15 protein-coding genes are annotated in these 15,295 nt (G+C 63.1%); 1 reads left to right on the top strand and 14 read right to left on the bottom strand.

Translation table 11 applies throughout. The annotated features are described in order from the left end of the window. Positions 1-106: 106 nt before the first annotated feature. The 7 genes from clpC to KJQ12_RS16700 form a co-directional block, all read right to left on the bottom strand. On the bottom strand, positions 107-2,563 hold the full coding sequence (clpC, locus tag KJQ12_RS16730; RefSeq protein WP_213486204.1) for an ATP-dependent protease ATP-binding subunit ClpC: 2,457 nt from the start codon (positions 2,561-2,563) through the stop codon (positions 107-109). 3 nt (positions 2,564-2,566) lie between these two features. Further along, positions 2,567-3,643, bottom strand: a complete 1,077-nt coding sequence (mcsB, locus tag KJQ12_RS16725; protein ID WP_213486195.1) for a protein-arginine kinase McsB — start codon at positions 3,641-3,643, stop codon at positions 2,567-2,569. A gap of 28 nt (positions 3,644-3,671) precedes the next feature. Then, the gene (gene mcsA, locus KJQ12_RS16720; RefSeq protein ID WP_213486193.1) at positions 3,672-4,181 is read right to left on the bottom strand and encodes a protein-arginine kinase activator protein McsA; all 510 of its coding nucleotides are present in this window, start codon (positions 4,179-4,181) and stop codon (positions 3,672-3,674) included. Between the two features lie 35 nt (positions 4,182-4,216). Continuing rightward, positions 4,217-4,687, bottom strand: coding sequence for a CtsR family transcriptional regulator (locus tag KJQ12_RS16715; RefSeq protein ID WP_213486191.1), 471 nt, complete (start codon positions 4,685-4,687; stop codon positions 4,217-4,219). 179 nt (positions 4,688-4,866) lie between these two features. Beyond that, entirely contained in the window at positions 4,867-5,547 is a 681-nt protein-coding gene (locus tag KJQ12_RS16710; protein ID WP_213486190.1) for a hypothetical protein, read from the bottom strand. A gap of 57 nt (positions 5,548-5,604) precedes the next feature. Then, positions 5,605-5,787: a hypothetical protein gene (locus KJQ12_RS16705; RefSeq protein ID WP_041854050.1), complete on the bottom strand. Its 183-nt coding sequence runs from the start codon at positions 5,785-5,787 to the stop codon at positions 5,605-5,607. A 50-nt stretch (positions 5,788-5,837) separates the two neighbouring features. Then, positions 5,838-6,176: a DUF2512 family protein gene (locus tag KJQ12_RS16700; RefSeq protein ID WP_015253233.1), complete on the bottom strand. Its 339-nt coding sequence runs from the start codon at positions 6,174-6,176 to the stop codon at positions 5,838-5,840. A 229-nt stretch (positions 6,177-6,405) separates the two neighbouring features. Here KJQ12_RS16700 and KJQ12_RS16695 point away from each other — a divergent pair, with 229 nt between their 5' ends. After that, complete coding sequence (locus tag KJQ12_RS16695) at positions 6,406-7,383, top strand: hypothetical protein (RefSeq protein ID WP_213486189.1); 978 nt, start codon at positions 6,406-6,408, stop codon at positions 7,381-7,383. Positions 7,384-7,441: 58 nt separating this feature from the next. Here KJQ12_RS16695 and KJQ12_RS16690 read toward each other — a convergent pair whose 3' ends face one another. From KJQ12_RS16690 to KJQ12_RS16660, 7 genes are all read right to left on the bottom strand, one after another. After that, a complete protein-coding gene (locus KJQ12_RS16690) occupies positions 7,442-7,585 on the bottom strand; it encodes a hypothetical protein (protein ID WP_213486188.1) in 144 nt (47 codons plus the stop codon). 52 nt (positions 7,586-7,637) lie between these two features. Further along, a complete protein-coding gene (locus KJQ12_RS16685) occupies positions 7,638-7,778 on the bottom strand; it encodes a hypothetical protein (RefSeq protein WP_213486187.1) in 141 nt (46 codons plus the stop codon). Between the two features lie 148 nt (positions 7,779-7,926). Then, entirely contained in the window at positions 7,927-9,912 is a 1,986-nt protein-coding gene (gene ligA, locus KJQ12_RS16680) for an NAD-dependent DNA ligase LigA (protein ID WP_213486205.1), read from the bottom strand. Between the two features lie 57 nt (positions 9,913-9,969). After that, positions 9,970-12,294 (bottom strand): DNA helicase PcrA, encoded by a 2,325-nt coding sequence (pcrA, locus tag KJQ12_RS16675; RefSeq protein WP_213486186.1) that lies wholly within the window; start codon positions 12,292-12,294, stop codon positions 9,970-9,972. A 405-nt stretch (positions 12,295-12,699) separates the two neighbouring features. Next, the gene (gene pcrB / locus KJQ12_RS16670; protein ID WP_213486184.1) at positions 12,700-13,449 is read right to left on the bottom strand and encodes a heptaprenylglyceryl phosphate synthase; all 750 of its coding nucleotides are present in this window, start codon (positions 13,447-13,449) and stop codon (positions 12,700-12,702) included. A 55-nt stretch (positions 13,450-13,504) separates the two neighbouring features. Next, the gene (locus KJQ12_RS16665; RefSeq protein ID WP_213486182.1) at positions 13,505-13,876 is read right to left on the bottom strand and encodes an STAS domain-containing protein; all 372 of its coding nucleotides are present in this window, start codon (positions 13,874-13,876) and stop codon (positions 13,505-13,507) included. Positions 13,877-13,894: 18 nt separating this feature from the next. Continuing rightward, on the bottom strand, positions 13,895-15,295 hold a 1,401-nt coding region (locus tag KJQ12_RS16660; protein WP_213486180.1), incomplete at its 5' end, for an ATP-binding SpoIIE family protein phosphatase.

Here is a 15,295-nt window from a genome sequence, read left to right as displayed (position 1 = left end):
GCCAGCCCCCATTCCGGACTTTCACCGTAGAGATGACGCCCATGCCGGGCGTACAGCAGATTGGCCGATCAGGATGTTCCTGATCGGCCAGTTTTCATGGACTGATTTACTTCGACGGCGCTTCCTCCGGTGCGATCGTTCCCGCCGGTATGACGACCAGTTCGCCGTTCCGCTCGTCGATCGTCAGCTTGTCGCCTTTCTTGATCTTGCCGAGCAGGAGATCTTCGGACAACCGGTCCTCGATATGCTTCTGGATCGCGCGGCGCAGCGGACGCGCACCGTACTGCGGGTCGAAGCCTTCCTTCGCGAGGAACGCCTTCGCCGCATCCGTCAGCTCGAAGTCGACTTCCTGCTCGCGCAGCCGTTTGCGCAGCTCATCCGACATGAGCGTGACAATCTGGTTGATGTGCTCCTGCTCGAGCGAGTGGAACACGATCGTCTCGTCGATCCGGTTCAGGAACTCCGGCCGGAACGCTTTCTTCAGCTCCGCGAGCACCTTATCCTTCATCTGGTTGAATTCGCGGCCCGAATCCTGCACCGCGGTAAAGCCGAGGGTCGAGTTCCGCTTGATCTGATCGGCGCCGACGTTCGACGTCATGATGATCAGCGTGTTGCGGAAGTCGACGACGCGGCCCTTCGAGTCGGTCAGACGGCCGTCCTCGAGCACCTGCAGCAGGATGTTGAACACTTCCGGATGCGCCTTCTCGATCTCATCGAGCAGCACGACCGAGTACGGCTTGCGGCGCACTTTCTCCGTGAGCTGGCCGCCCTCCTCGTACCCGACGTAACCAGGAGGCGCGCCGACGAGACGGGAAGTCGAATGCTTCTCCATGTACTCCGACATGTCGATGCGGATGACCGCGTTCTCGTCACCGAACATCGCTTCGGCCAGCGCCCGGGCGAGCTCGGTCTTGCCGACGCCGGTCGGTCCGAGGAAGATGAACGAGCCCATCGGCCGTTTCGGATCTTTCAGACCGGCCCGTGCGCGGCGGATGGCGCGGGCGACCGCCTTGACCGCTTCATCCTGCCCGATGACGCGGTTGTGCAGAATTTCCTCCATCTTCAGCAGCCGCTCGGTTTCCTCTTCCTTCAGCTTGCTGACCGGGATGCCGGTCCAGCTGGAGACGACCTGCGCGATATCTTCCGGCGTCACTTCGGAATCGGTGCGGCCCTGCTTCTCTTTCCACATGTTCTTCGTCGTCTCGAGCTCTTCGCGGATCTTCTGCTCCGTGTCGCGCAGCGCGGCCGCTTTCTCGAATTCCTGGCTTTGCACCGCGGCGTCCTTTTCCTTCCGGATTTCCTCGAGACGCGCTTCAAGCTGCTTCAGATTCGGCGGCACCGTGTACGAATGGAGCCGGACTTTCGATCCCGCTTCGTCGATCAGGTCGATCGCCTTGTCCGGAAGGAACCGGTCGGTGATGTAGCGGTCCGACAATTTCACGGCCGCTTCGATCGCCTCGTCGGTGATCTTCACCCGGTGATGCGCCTCATAACGGTCGCGCAGCCCGTGCAGAATCTGGATCGCTTCTTCCGGCGTCGGCTGTTCGACCATGATCGGCTGGAACCGCCGTTCAAGGGCTGCGTCCTTCTCAATGTATTTCCGGTATTCGTCGAGTGTCGTCGCGCCGATGCATTGCAGCTCGCCGCGCGCCAGCGCGGGCTTCAGAATGTTCGACGCGTCGATTGCGCCTTCGGCGCCGCCGGCGCCGATCAGCGTGTGCAGCTCGTCGATGAACAGGATGATGTTGCCGGCTTGGCGGATCTCATCCATGATCTTCTTGAGACGGTCTTCGAATTCGCCGCGGTACTTCGTGCCGGCGACGACCGAGCCCATGTCCAGCGTCATGACGCGCTTGTCGCGCAGCGTCTCCGGAATTTCGTTCGCCACGATGCGCTGCGCCAGCCCTTCGGCGATCGCCGTCTTGCCGACGCCCGGCTCGCCGATCAGCACCGGGTTGTTCTTCGTCCGGCGGCTGAGCACCTGGATGACCCGCTCGATCTCCTTGCTCCGGCCGATGACCGGGTCGAGGTTGCCGTCGCGGGCCGCCGCCGTCAGATCGCGGGCAAGACCGTCCAGCGTCGGCGTATTGACGTTCGTCGGCGCTCCGTGGCTGCTCGAGACCGCTTCGCTGCTGCCGAGCAGCTGCAGCACTTGCTGGCGCGCCTTGTTCAGGCTGATGCCCAGATTGTTCAGCACGCGCGCCGCGACGCCTTCGCCTTCCCGGATCAGGCCGAGCAGAATGTGCTCCGTCCCGACGTAAGTGTGGCCGAGCTTGCGGGCTTCGTCCATCGACAGCTCGATCACTTTCTTCGCGCGCGGCGTGTAGGCGATGCTTGCCGGCTGCTCCTGGCCGCGGCCGATCAGCGATTCGACTTCATCCTGAATCTTCTCGAGGCCGAGCCCGAGCGCCGTCAGCGCCTTCGCCGCGATGCCCTCACCCTCGCGGATGAGTCCCAGCAGGATATGTTCCGTGCCGATGTTGTTGTGGCCGAGACGAACCGCTTCTTCCTGCGCAAGCGCGAGCACCTTCTGCGCGCGCTCGGTAAATCTTCCGAACATCATGCCTCATGCACCTCCATGCCTGAATGTCTTGAAATGTTCCCGAATCATCTCCGCGCGGCGGATGTCCCGCTGATCCGGACTCATCGTCTCGTTAAACGTCTGCTGCAGGAAAGCGGGCTGCGTTTTCACCAGAAGTTCGTTCATCACCGCGGGCGGCACATTCGGGATGAGCCCGAGGTCGACGCCGAGCCGCACGTCGGACAGCCGCTGCGCCGCCTCCTTCGAATCGATGACGGCCGCGTGGCAGAGAATGCCGTAAGATCGGCACACCCGGTCCTGAAGCCTTACGCGGGATTCGGCGAGCAGACGCTTGCGCGCCGCTTTCTCGTGTTCAAGAATCTGCCGGGCCACGTTGTGGAGATTGTCGATAATCTCTTCTTCCGACTGGCCGAGCGTAATCTGGTTCGAGATCTGGAACAGGTTGCCGAGCGCCTCGCTGCCTTCGCCGTATATGCCGCGGACCGCAAGACCGACCTGCGTCACGGCCGGCAGGATGCGGTTGATCTGCTGCGTCATGACGAGCGCGGGCAGATGCATCATTACGGAAGCGCGAATGCCCGTCCCGACGTTCGTCGGACAGCTCGTCAGGTACCCCCGCTTCTCGTCGAACGCGTAATCGACCGCTTCCTCGAACCTGTCGTCAATGCGGCTTGCTTTGGTCCAAGCCTCCTTGATCTGGAAGCCCGGATACAGGCATTGGATGCGAAGATGGTCTTCTTCGTTCACCATGATGCTGACCGATTCGGTGCGGTCCAGGATCAGCGCCCCGCAGCGCGATTCGTTCGCCAGCGCCGGGCTGATCAAATGTTTCTCGACCAGCACCTGCTTCTCCAGCTCGCTGAGATCACTCAATATAAAAATATCAAACTTTCCGACTTCATCCAACTTGCCTGCCCGGACGGCGCCGGTCAGCTTCTCCATCACTTCCCGCGCCTGCTGGTTCGTCGCCAGCATCGGGAACGGATGCCCGCTCAGGTTGCGCGCGATCCGTACCCGGCTGCTGATGACGATGTCGGAATCCGGTCCTCCGTGCCGCATCCATTCGCTGAGCGCCTCACGCGCGAAACGACGTTTGTCCACCCGAGTCCCCTCCTTCCTTGTGCCGGCTTCAACCGTCCGCCAGTCTGCGCTCAAGTTCGCGGATCCGGTCGCGGATGCGCGCCGCACTCTCGAAATCTTCGCGGGCGATGCGCTCCTGCAAATCCCGCTTGAGCCGGTCGATCTCCCGCCTGGAGCGGATCAGGCTGCCGGTCCGCTGCGGCACTTTGCCGACGTGGACCGTGTTGCCGTGCACCCGCTTGAACAGCGGATCCAGCTTGCCGTCGAAGTAACGGTAACAGTCGCTGCATCCGAACCGCCCGATCTTGCTGAACTGACTGTACGTCAGCCCGCATGTCTCGCACCGGAGCGGCTGCGCGATTTGCCCGCCGCCCGGCGGGTCGAAGTCGAGCAAGCCGGACAGCAGGCTGTGGATGGAGAAACCGTTCGCCGTGCCCGGTATCATCTCCCCGCGCTCGCGCGCGCATGCCTCGCAGAAATGGAATTCCGACTTCTCGCCGCCTACGATCTTCGTGAAATGAAGCGTCGCCGGGCGTTTCCCGCAATCTTGACACAGCATGGGGCGGCCTCCTTTCGGAATCTTCTTCTTATCAATCAGGATGAACTTTCAACAAGCAGCGCAATCAACATCGCCTTGAGCAGACGCGCCCGGATCTCGTCCCGCAGCGGCAGCGTGACCGCGAGCGTCTCCCGGGAGACGGCCGCTTTGAGCAGCTGCGCCTCGCGTCCGTTCAGCAGCTTCGCTTCCGCCAGCTGATAGATCAGCCCTTCGGCCGCGGATTGGTCGATGCGGCTGCCGATCGTGCGCAGAACGTGCTCGTGGATCGGCTGGCAAGCCGGCAGCTCCAGCTTCCGGATGCGAATGTAACCGCCGCCGCCCCGCTTGCTCTCGACCAGGTAGCCCCGCTCCAGCGTGAACCGGGTGGCGATCACGTAATTGATCTGCGACGGCACGCACGAGAACTTGTCCGCCAATTCATTGCGCTGAATCTCGACGGTGCCTTCCGCGCTTTCCCGGATCATCTGTTTCAAATACTGCTCAATAAGGTCGGTAATGTTGCGCATGGTCATACCCTCCAGTCGATGGCCGGCCGGATTGACAGTCGTTCCTTGATTCTGACTTTGACTTTCTTTGACCTTAACTTTATTATACCTGATTTTTCAACGCCGTCAAGCGTTCCAACCGGCACGATTTCATTATGTACGAACCGAACCGGCCGAATGCCTTGCCGGCCGGTTCGCCTTCAGCGCGCATCCTTCAGCACGATGCGGAGATCGTTCGCGATGACGTCGGCTCTGGCCGACAACTGGCCGGACGCCAGGCTGCGGCTCAACCGCTCAAGCGCTTTGCGGGCCACCGGACTCGTCACCCGCAGCACCCGGCTGCCGTCTCCGGCTTCCCTTGCGGAAGCCGAATCCCCGCTCGTAATCCGGATGCCGCCGAGTTGAAGCTCGACGCCTCCTCCGTTTCCCGTGCGGACGGGCGCGCCTTTGGGGTCGGACGTGCCGGCGCCGTCGGAGGTGATGCCGTCGTATCCGTTGCCGATGCGGAAGCTTCGGGTATCATCGAGCTTGTCGCTGTCCTTCATCCGTCCGCTGAACGTGCCGGCGCCGAACCAGCCTGCGCCGCCGCCGTCGCGGCTGCCGTTGAATTCATCTTCGGTGCCGAACATGCCGCTTCGTCCGCCGTTTTCGGCGGTCTGCGTCTTGTTCATCTCCTTGCCCCGATCGGCATGTCCCGCATCGCCGCGCCTCGCCGGCCGATCCTCGTCGTCCCGTTCGAACAGCCGGTTGCCGTTCGATCCGTAACCGGTGCCGTAGGCGCCGATCCTGTCATCATAGCCATTCCCGCCTCCCGCGCATCCCGATAGCACCAGCGCCGTCAGGATGGACGCGCATGCAAGCCTCATGGTGATCCTCTTCACGCGCCGGACCTCCCTTCACCATCTTTTCTCCGTGGATACTCGTCGGCCGCCGCTTCGTCACAGCATGGCGCAGAACTGTTTCATGTCCTCGATGAGTTCTTTCGGCAGCTCCTTGTCCTGTTCGAACCCTTCGGACAGCGTATGCGCGACGAATTCGGCGCTAACGCCGTAATGCTTCAGAATGACGTTCAGCTTGTCGAGATTCTCGTGATTCTCGACATAATCGTTCAGCCTGCTCACCATTCGGACCTCCTTGCCTTGTGGGTTGTACTCAGCGTGATCGCCATTTTTTATCCCGCAACGTCCAGTTTCTGGCCGAGAATGTAGCGGTGATACAGCCACTCGGCCCAGGCGACCAGCGCCGATATGATGAAGATCTCGCCGAAACTCAGATTCCAGCCGTAGAAATACCGGATCACGCCGAGATAAACGGCGGCCAGCAGGAAATCGGAAATGGTCGCCACCGCGTTGTTCGTGCTCGGCAACAGTACCATGTCGCCGATCAGGAACGCGACAACCGTAAGCAGCGAAGCGGCGATAAAGGCGGTCAGATACGTCACGTCCGCATACCAGGCCAGCATCAGCGTGACGATGATCCCGTTCAGCACCCATTTGAACAGAAATTTCACGGCTTTCACCCTCCTCGCGGGCCATTGCTGCAGCTGCACAGAGCTAGTGTGCCGCAGCGCCCCGTACTTAAGCAGCGGAATATTCCGGCACCCGTGACATGACCGGCCGCTTGCAATGCGGTGGAATGAACCGCCCCGCCGCCGGGGAATGCTGACGAAGTCGGCGCCTTTCTCGCGCCGCCTGCGGAAAGTTTATCCGCATCAGGCTACGGTGAAGGAGGTATCAGACGTGAAACGGATCGAACTGCGTCCGGATCTGCGCACGGCCGGGGGCGAAGTGAACGACATCCTGGTGGACGGGCGTTATGCCGGAACGATGACGCTTGTCTATCGCGAAGGCGGAAGGCTGACCGGATCCGTCCAGCTCGACCGCGATGTGCTGCGCGCGCGGGACAAGCAGCGGGTGCTCAAGCATGTCAACGATTACATCCAATCGTTTGTTCTCGCCGTGGGTGCTGCTTCCTGCGAAGTGTTCGTCACGTACAGTCCGTTCGAACAGTTTATCGTGATGGCTGACGAGGAGGACGAGGAACTCGTCGGAACATGGAAGGAAGACGAGGATGAGTCCGAATGGCAGGAAGCGGAATACGAACTGGTGCTGGTGGGCAAAAAACGCAACCGCCTGCACTACCACGTTTACGACGAGCGACGCAGATGGATCGCCGAGGCGCATCTGCGCGCGGATGACGGCAAGGTGACGGGCAGCGTCCGCTGGCGCAGCCTGCCGGATGAAGAGGAGATCGAGCTTGTCACGGAACTGATCGTTTCGGACTTCGACGAGGATTCGGTCGACGAATTCCTGATCGATCACCGCCACGATGACGAGCTGCTCGAGACGGTCGAGCTGGCGCATGAAGAAGTGCCCGAGACGAAGTCTTCTCACGTGAAAAAGGCCGGCATGCGCGGAGAAGCCAACTTTACGGCCAAATTGATTCGCGACGACGGCGACACGCTCACCTACGAAATCCGCTCGAAGGCGGACGGCAACCGGACGATCGGCACGGCGACGGTCGATATCCGGGAGCGGCGGCTGACCGGATTCATCGACTTCAGAGATCGGCGGCACGCCGAAGACGCCGGCGCCATTGCGGCGGTGTTGATGCGGGAGCTGGACAAGGAAAAAGAATACGACGGACTCAACCTCTCCCTTATGTACCGCAACCGTCTGATCGACGAATTCATCGTTGAGAATGAGACCGTGCATTGAGCGATTGAAAAAACGGGCCGATCCCGTCTCGGGAATCGGCCCGCTTGATTTTTCAATGTCAGCCCTTCAGCGATTCCAGCCATTCCGCGTAGCATTCGCTGCACAGCACTTCCAGCCGTTCTTCGACGCCGTTTTCGTCGTATACGGTGAACGTGTGGACGCTGTCGGCCGGCTTCTCGCAATGAAAACATTGATAAGCCATGCGGCTGCCCCTCCATATGCATGCAGTCCGGTCCCGGCCACGTCACAACGCCTTACTGTTTCTCAGCCTTCGATTTCTGCTTCCGATTCCGCTCCGCCGCGTACTCGCCTGCAAATTCCGTATCCTCGACAGGCAGTCGGTTCAGGTCCGTCGTCTGCACATCCGCCTTGCTGGCGCGATTCTTCTTCGCCACGGCCGGCACCCCCTTTCGGTGGATTCAGCCGTTAGCATCTGCACCGCTGTCGGCGCGTTATGCGGGCCGAACCGGCAGGGTTTGTGGAAGGGCAGCCACCTATTTCAAATGAAAAAGCGGACCGGCAACGATCCGCTTTCCCAACCTTTCATTCACCCAGCATCCGGAGAAACTCCGCTTCGTCGTCGATGACCGTAACGCCGAGCTCCCGCGCCTTCGTCAGCTTGCTGCCGGCGCTTTCCCCGGCGATGACGAAGTCGGTCTTCTTCGATACGCTGCCGGACACTTTCGCGCCGAGCGCCTCCAGCTTCTTCGCCGCCTCGTCCCGCGTCATCGACGACAGCGTCCCGGTCAGCACGACCGTTTTGCCGCTGAAGACGCTGTCGGTCCGCACGGCCGCCGGCCGCTCCGCCTCCGCCTTCACGCCGGCTTTGCGCATCCGCTCGATGCTCTCGCGAACGAGCGGGTCGTTGAAAAATCCGGCGATGGATTCCGCCACGATCCCGCCGACGTCGGGCAGCTGCTGCAGCTCTTCCACGGAAGCCGCCATGACGGCGTCCAGGCTGCCGTAGTGGTCCGCCAGCATCTTCGTCGTCGCCTTGCCCGTGTTCGGGATGCCGAGCGCGAACAGGAAGGAGGCGAGGTCGCGCCCCTTCGACTGCTCGATCGCGTCCAGCAGCTTCTGCGCCTTGCGCTCGCCGAACCGGTCGAGGGCGAGGAGCTGCTCCTTCGTCAGATCGTACAGATCCGCCGGATCGCGCACGCCGCATTCGTCATAGAGCTGCTCGGCCGTGGCGATGCTGAACGTCTCGATGTCCATCGCGTCGCGCGACGCGAAGTGCGTGATCCGCGCCACGATCTGCGGCTTGCAGCCGAGCTTGTTGTTGCAGAACAGATGCGCGCCCCGCTGCTCAAGCGGCGAGCCGCAGGCCGGGCAGTGCGTCGGGCAGACGATCTCGCCGCCTTCCTCCTCGTCGGCGCGGCCGAGAATCTCGGGAATGACGTCGTTCGAGCGGCGGATCCAGACGCGTGTGCCGAGCCCGAATTTGAGCCCTTTGCGCTCGATATCGCCCATGTTGTTCAGCGTGCAGTTCTGCACCGTCACGCCGGCCAGCTCGACCGGCTCCACGCGGGCGATCGGCGTCAGCTTGCCCGTGCGGCCGACCTGCCAGTCGACGGCCTGCAGCACCGTCGTCGCTTCCTCCGCCTCGAACTTGAACGCGATCGCCCAGCGCGGGAACTTGTCCGTGTAGCCGAGCACTTCGCGCGTCCGCATGTCGGTGAGCTTGACGACCGCCCCGTCGATCAGGAAGTCAAAGCTCGCGCGCCGCTCTTCGAGTCGCTTCAGCTCGGCCGCCACGTCCTCGATCCGGTCGAAGTAGGCGATATAGTCGTTCACGAGGAACCCGTTGTCCTTCAGGAATCGGATCATTTCCGCGTGACTCGCGAAGGAGACGCCTTCCGCATAGCCGACGTTGTAGAAGAACGCGTTCAGCTTCCGCTCGGCGGTGACGCGCGGATCGAGATTGCGCAGCGCGCCGGCCGCGGCGTTGCGGGCGTTCTTGAGCGGCTCCGCGGCCGTCCGGTTGTAGGCTTCGAAAACGGACAGGTGCATGATCCCTTCGCCCTGCACTTCGATGACGCCCTGGAACGGAATCGTCAGCGGCACGGTACGAATCGTCTTCACCTGCGGCAGGATGCCCTCGCCGACGACGCCGTTGCCGCGCGTCGCCGCCTGCACGAGCTGCCCGCCTTCGTAGGTCAGGTTCAGCGTCAGGCCGTCGAATTTCAGCTCGATGACATAGGACGGCTGCGGCAGCGGGTTGTCGGGGTTCCGTGCGTTATAGTCCGCAACCGCCTTTTGCACGCGGGCGTTCCAGGCGAGCAGGTCGTCTTCGGTCTGCGCCTTGTCCAGGCTCCACAGCCTCGCCCGGTGCCTGTGCGGCTCGAAGCCTTTCAGAATTTCGCCGCCGACCCGCTGCGTGGGCGAATTCGGCAGCACGACGCCCGTCTCCCGCTCGAGCGCGACCAGTTCGTCGTAGAGCGCGTCGTACTCCTTGTCGCTGATGACGGGATTGTCGAGCGTGTAATAGTTCCGATTGTGAACATTGATCTCTTCCACCAGCCGGGCCATCCGGTCCAGCTTCTTCTGGTCAGCCACGGGCGCACCCCTCTTTCACGATTGCGATGGCTAGATTTTCGTGATCGGCGCGAAGGCGGCGAGCAGCCGCTTCACCCCGATAGGCGCCGGAAAGGCGATCTGCAGCTCGCGGTCGTTGCCTTCGCCTTTGACGGCGACGATCGTGCCGACGCCCCATTTCACATGGTTCACCTTGTCGCCGGGCGCGAACGTCTCGTTGGCGGCGCCACCTGGCGATGCGCCGGCCGGCTTGGCGCTGCCTCCGGCCGCTCCCGCGGCCGCCTTCACGCCGCCGAAGGATCCGGACGGTGCGGATGCGCTCCGGCCGCCGTAACTGCCGCCGCGGTAGCCGAAACCGCCCGATCCGCCCGCGGCGCCGTCGCCGTAACGGCTGTACCCGAAGCCGAACGACCGGGCGGGCGAATCGTTCTGCTTCAGCTCGTCCGGCACTTCCTCCAGAAAACGGGACGGCATGTTGGCCATCGACCGGCCGAACAGCGTGCGCACGCGGGCGCAGGTAAGATAGAGCCGCTCTTCGGCGCGCGTGATGCCGACGTAGGCGAGCCGCCGCTCCTCTTCGAGCTCTTCGTCGTCCATCAGCGCGCGGCTGTGCGGGAAGACGCCTTCCTCCATGCCGATGATGAAGACGATCGGGAACTCCAGCCCTTTCGCGCTGTGCATCGTCATCAGGACGACCGCGTCGTCCGCGTCCCGTTCGTCCGCGTCGCTTCCGAGCGTGTCGATGTCCGCGATCAGCGCAAGGTCGGTCAGAAACGCGACAAGGGACTTGTCCTCATTGCGCTGTTCGAAATCCTGGGTAACGGACAGAAACTCGTCGATGTTCTCGATGCGCGACTGCGACTCGATCGTGTTCTCCCGCTTGAGCTCCTCGCGGTAGCCCGTCCGCTCAAGCATCTGCTCCGTCAGCTCCGTCACGGACAGGTAGTCGACCATCCGCGACAGATCGTCGATCATTTGCCGGAAATCCTGCAGCGCCGCGCGTGTCTTGCCCGTGATGTCCAGGTCGCCGAGATCGCCGAGCACCTCGAAAATCGACGTCCCGCGCCGCGCCGCCTCGGCCGTCAGCTTCGCCATCGTCGTGTCGCCGATGCCGCGCTTCGGCACGTTGATGATCCGCTCGAGGCTGATATCGTCATGCGGGTTCGAGATCAGCCGGAGGTAGGCGAGCAGGTCCTTGATCTCCTTCCGGTCGTAGAACCGGATGCCGCCGACGATGCGATACGGGATTTCCGCCTTGATCAGCATTTCCTCGATGACCCGGGACTGCGCGTTCGTCCGGTACAAAATGGCGTGGTCGGCGTAGCGCCGCCCCGCGTCGCGGTTCTTGCGGATTTCGTTCGCGACGTACAAGCCTTCCTCATGCTCCGATTCGGCCTGGCAGACGCGGATCGGTTCGCCGGGCCCGCGGTCGGTCCACAGGTTCTTCGGCTTGCGCCCGGCGTTGCGGGCGATGACGGCGTTCGCCGCGTTCAGGATGTTCGCCGTGGACCGGTAGTTCTGCTCGAGCAGTATTGTGACCGCTTCGGGGTAATCTTGCTCGAAGTTGAGGATGTTCGTGATGTCCGCGCCGCGCCAACGGTAGATCGACTGGTCGCTGTCGCCGACGACGCAAATGTTGTGATGCTTGTCCGCCAGCATCCGGCAGAGAGAATACTGCGCCCGGTTCGTGTCCTGGTACTCGTCGACGTGGATGTAGCGGAATTTGTTCTGGTAGAAGTCCAGAATGTCCGGTTCGGCCTTGAACAGGTCGATGGTCGCCATGATGAGATCGTCGAAGTCGAGGGAGTTGTTGCTCTTGAGCCTCTTCTGGTACAGCTTGTACACGTCGGCGGCGATCCGGTCGACGTAATCGCCCGCGCGGTCGCCGTACCGTTCGGGGGACAGCAGTTCGTTCTTCGCGCCGCTGATTTTGGCCTGGATCATGCGGGGCTCGAACTTCTTCGTATCGTAGTTGAGATCTTTCATGCACGCCCGGATGACCGAGAGCTGGTCCGCCGAGTCGAGGATCGTGAAGTTCGACGTATAGCCGAGCCGCTCGATGTCGCGGCGGAGAATGCGCACGCACATCGAGTGGAACGTCGATACCCAGATGTCGCTTGCGCCGGGTCCGACCAGCGCCTCGACGCGCTCCTGCATCTCGCGCGCCGCCTTGTTCGTGAATGTGATCGCCAGGATGCTCCAGGGGGCGACGCGCTTCTTGCCGATCAGATACGCGATCCGGTGCGTGAGCACGCGCGTCTTGCCGCTGCCGGCGCCCGCCATGATGAGCAGCGGGCCTTCCGTCGTCTGCACGGCCTCCCGCTGGCGCGGATTGAGCCGCTCGACCGCCTGGTCGAGGTCGATGGGACTAAACATGGCAGAACTCCTTCTGTTCGCATTTATGTTCGCCTGTTCTCAGTCTAGTCGACCGCACCGGGCGTGTCAATTTGCGGGCGGGCGGCTGCGGCGCGGGTTGTCCGGTCGTGAAATTCCCGGCCGGTCCGCGGACGATACGGTTTCCGGTTGAGACACAAATGATGCTTTGCGGGCCGGTCGGATAAGCGAAGAAATGACTTCGGTTTTGCCGGATTTGGGGAATTCGGGCGATTTTGAAGAAAAACCAGGGGGAGGACACGTCATAGACGAAAAATTTTCGAATGCCGGGGGCATTTTCGCCGAATGGGCCAAGATAGTTGAAGAAATTTCCTTTATACAGACGGACGGATCAGGGATGGCCGGATCAAGCCCGCCGGAACGGGCACCCGGCGGCGCAGGCGGGCGTCACGCCGGCGCGGGCGTCTCCTTGACCGCCGCCACGGTCGCCAGCGCATCGTCCAGCCGCTCGTAGATCGCGTTGCCGACGACCACCGTGTGCGCCGCCGCAGCCGCAAGCCGCGCCCGCTCCGCGTCGGTCACGCCGCCGCCGTAGAACAGCCGCGCGCCTTGCAGATCGGCACGCACCCGCTCGACGAGCCGCATGTCGCCGAACCGGCCGCTGTATTCGAGATAGACGATCGGCAGCCGCATGAGCCGGTCGGCCAGGCGGGCGTAGGCCAGCACATCGCGCTCGCCGATCTCTGTCCGGGCTCCGGTAAGCTTCGCGGCCGTCGACCCGCCGTTCAGGATGATGTACCCTTCGCCGACGGCCGTATCCCACGGGATCATCGAGCCGTAGGCGGCGATCGCTTCCGCCTGCCGGCCGGCGATCCATTCCGCCGAACCGGCGTTCAATACGATCGGCACCAGATACGCGTCGAAACCGGGGACGGCCGCTTCCGCCGACGACAGTTCCAGCACGCACGGCACTTCGTAACGCCGGATGCGGGCGAGCAGATCCGTCGTATTGTCATAGGTAACGCCGGTCGATCCTCCGACGATGACGGCGTCCGTGCCGGACCGGCAGACCGCGTCCAGCGCCGAATCGGAAATTTCACGGTCGGGGTCCAGCTTGAAAAGATGCCGCCATTCCCTGAGCTGTCGTTCCGCCGCCCGTCCGTTCACGCGATCCACCCCGCTCGATTCTTGCAACATTCCATCCCCAGTCTAAGCGGGTCCGACACCGGCTGTCAAACAATCCCGGCGCCGCTCACACGCCGCTCTCGAGCGCCTCGATGCGCTGCAGCGCGGCGTAATCGTCGGGATAGAGCATGACGTATTCGGTCAATCCGACCATGCGGAACAGTTTCTGATAGTGCGCCGAAGCGCCGCATACGAACGTATGGAAGCCTTTCTTCCGGCCGGCCCGGGCGATGCGGATCAGCAGCGCCATGCCGGCGCTGTTGATGAAATTCACTTCATGCAGATTCAGGATGAGATAGCGGCGGCCTTCGCCAAGCCCATCCTCCCAGTCGAGCACCGACCGGATCTTCTGTTCCGCCTGCTGGTCCAGATCGCCCTTCAGCGTAACGGACAATCCGGCATCGAACGGCACGATGTTCAGTTCCAGCATCGAATTCATCAAGGCCCCTCCTTCGTGTCACGATTGCCGATGATGCGAGAGAAAATACATTTCCACGCAAAAACCGTGCTGGTCCCGCGTTGTCATCCAATAGTCGGTCAGCTCGTCGATCAGCCGGAGTCCCCATCCGCGCCCGTATTCATTGTCGACCTCCGCGCGGCCGCCCGCCAGTTTCGCCGCGAAATCGAATCCGGGGCCTTCGTCGCGTACCCGGCAGACCATGATCGCATGGCCGAAATGCGCCTGGATGGTCACCGTCTTCGTCTCGTCGAATCCGTTTCCGTGTTCGGCGGCATTCATCACCGCCTCGGCGACGCAGGTGACGATATCGTCGGTTCGTCCGGATTCGGACCAGTGCTCCCGCAGCATGGCCGCCAGCTCCACAGCGACGGACCGCTCGCAGCCCGGCACCGAAGGGACGCGCCAACTGCGCTCGCGAAGCTCCGTGCGCCGCCCTGCCTTGCCCGCGGTGTACTCGACGACGAGCAGCGTCCGGTCATCGCGGCGGTACGCCTCGCGGCTCTCCTGGCTGTCAAGCAGCCGCTCCATCCAGTCCGCCGCCGGCACGTCGGCCGCCCAGTCCGCGAGCTCCGCTTCGAGCCGATCGAAGCCGTACATTTCGCCGTCCGGCCCGGCATCCTCGATGATACCGTCCGTATAGAGCACGAACCGTTCGCCCGGCGCGAAGCGGAACACCGTCTCGCGGTAGTTCTCCTCCGCATTCATGCCGAGCGGCAGGGATGAGCTGTCCAGCTGCCGCGGTTCTGCCCCCGGCATTGCCAGATAAGGGGCGGGATGGCCGGCGCCGGCGTAGCGCATCTCGCCTGCCTGGACATCGAGCAGGCCGATGCCCAGCGTGACGCCGACCGCCGTCAGGCCCTCGGCGCTCAAGCCGGCCAGCACGCGGTTCATTCGCCCGAGCAGCTCGGCCGGACCGCCGCCCCGCTTCACCTCGGAGCGGAACAGCAGCAGCAGCGCCGGCACCATGAAGGCGGCCTGCAGCCCTTTGCCGGGCACGTCTCCGATGAGCACGGCGACGACCGCGTCATCGAGGACGACGGCGTCGAACAGATCGCCGCCGACTTCCGCCGCCTGGCGGCTGCGAGCCGTCACCCGGCAGGGGCCGAGGCGAAGGTCGACGGGCGGCTGCCATTTGCGCTGAACTTCGAGCGCCAGCCGCAGCTCCGCCGCGAGCGGCTCCGTGCCGCCGGGCATCCGGCTGCTCCCGCCGCCGGATGCAACCGGTTCCGATGCCGGCGGCTCCTCGCCGGACGGCGCCGCCTCAGCCGAACCAAGGGCAGCGTGCTCCCGTCCGTTCGGCTGCTCAGGGTGCTTGGGCTGCTCAGGCTCCTCCGGCTCGTCCGGCCGCAAGCCGTCCGCTCCGCGCGGGCGCGCCTTGCGCCTGATTACGGCATTCGC

It is taken from the genome of Thermobacillus xylanilyticus, from assembly GCF_907165215.1.
Classification (GTDB): domain Bacteria; phylum Bacillota; class Bacilli; order Paenibacillales; family Paenibacillaceae; genus Thermobacillus; species Thermobacillus xylanilyticus.
This window is presented reverse-complemented; position numbering and strand designations above follow the sequence as displayed.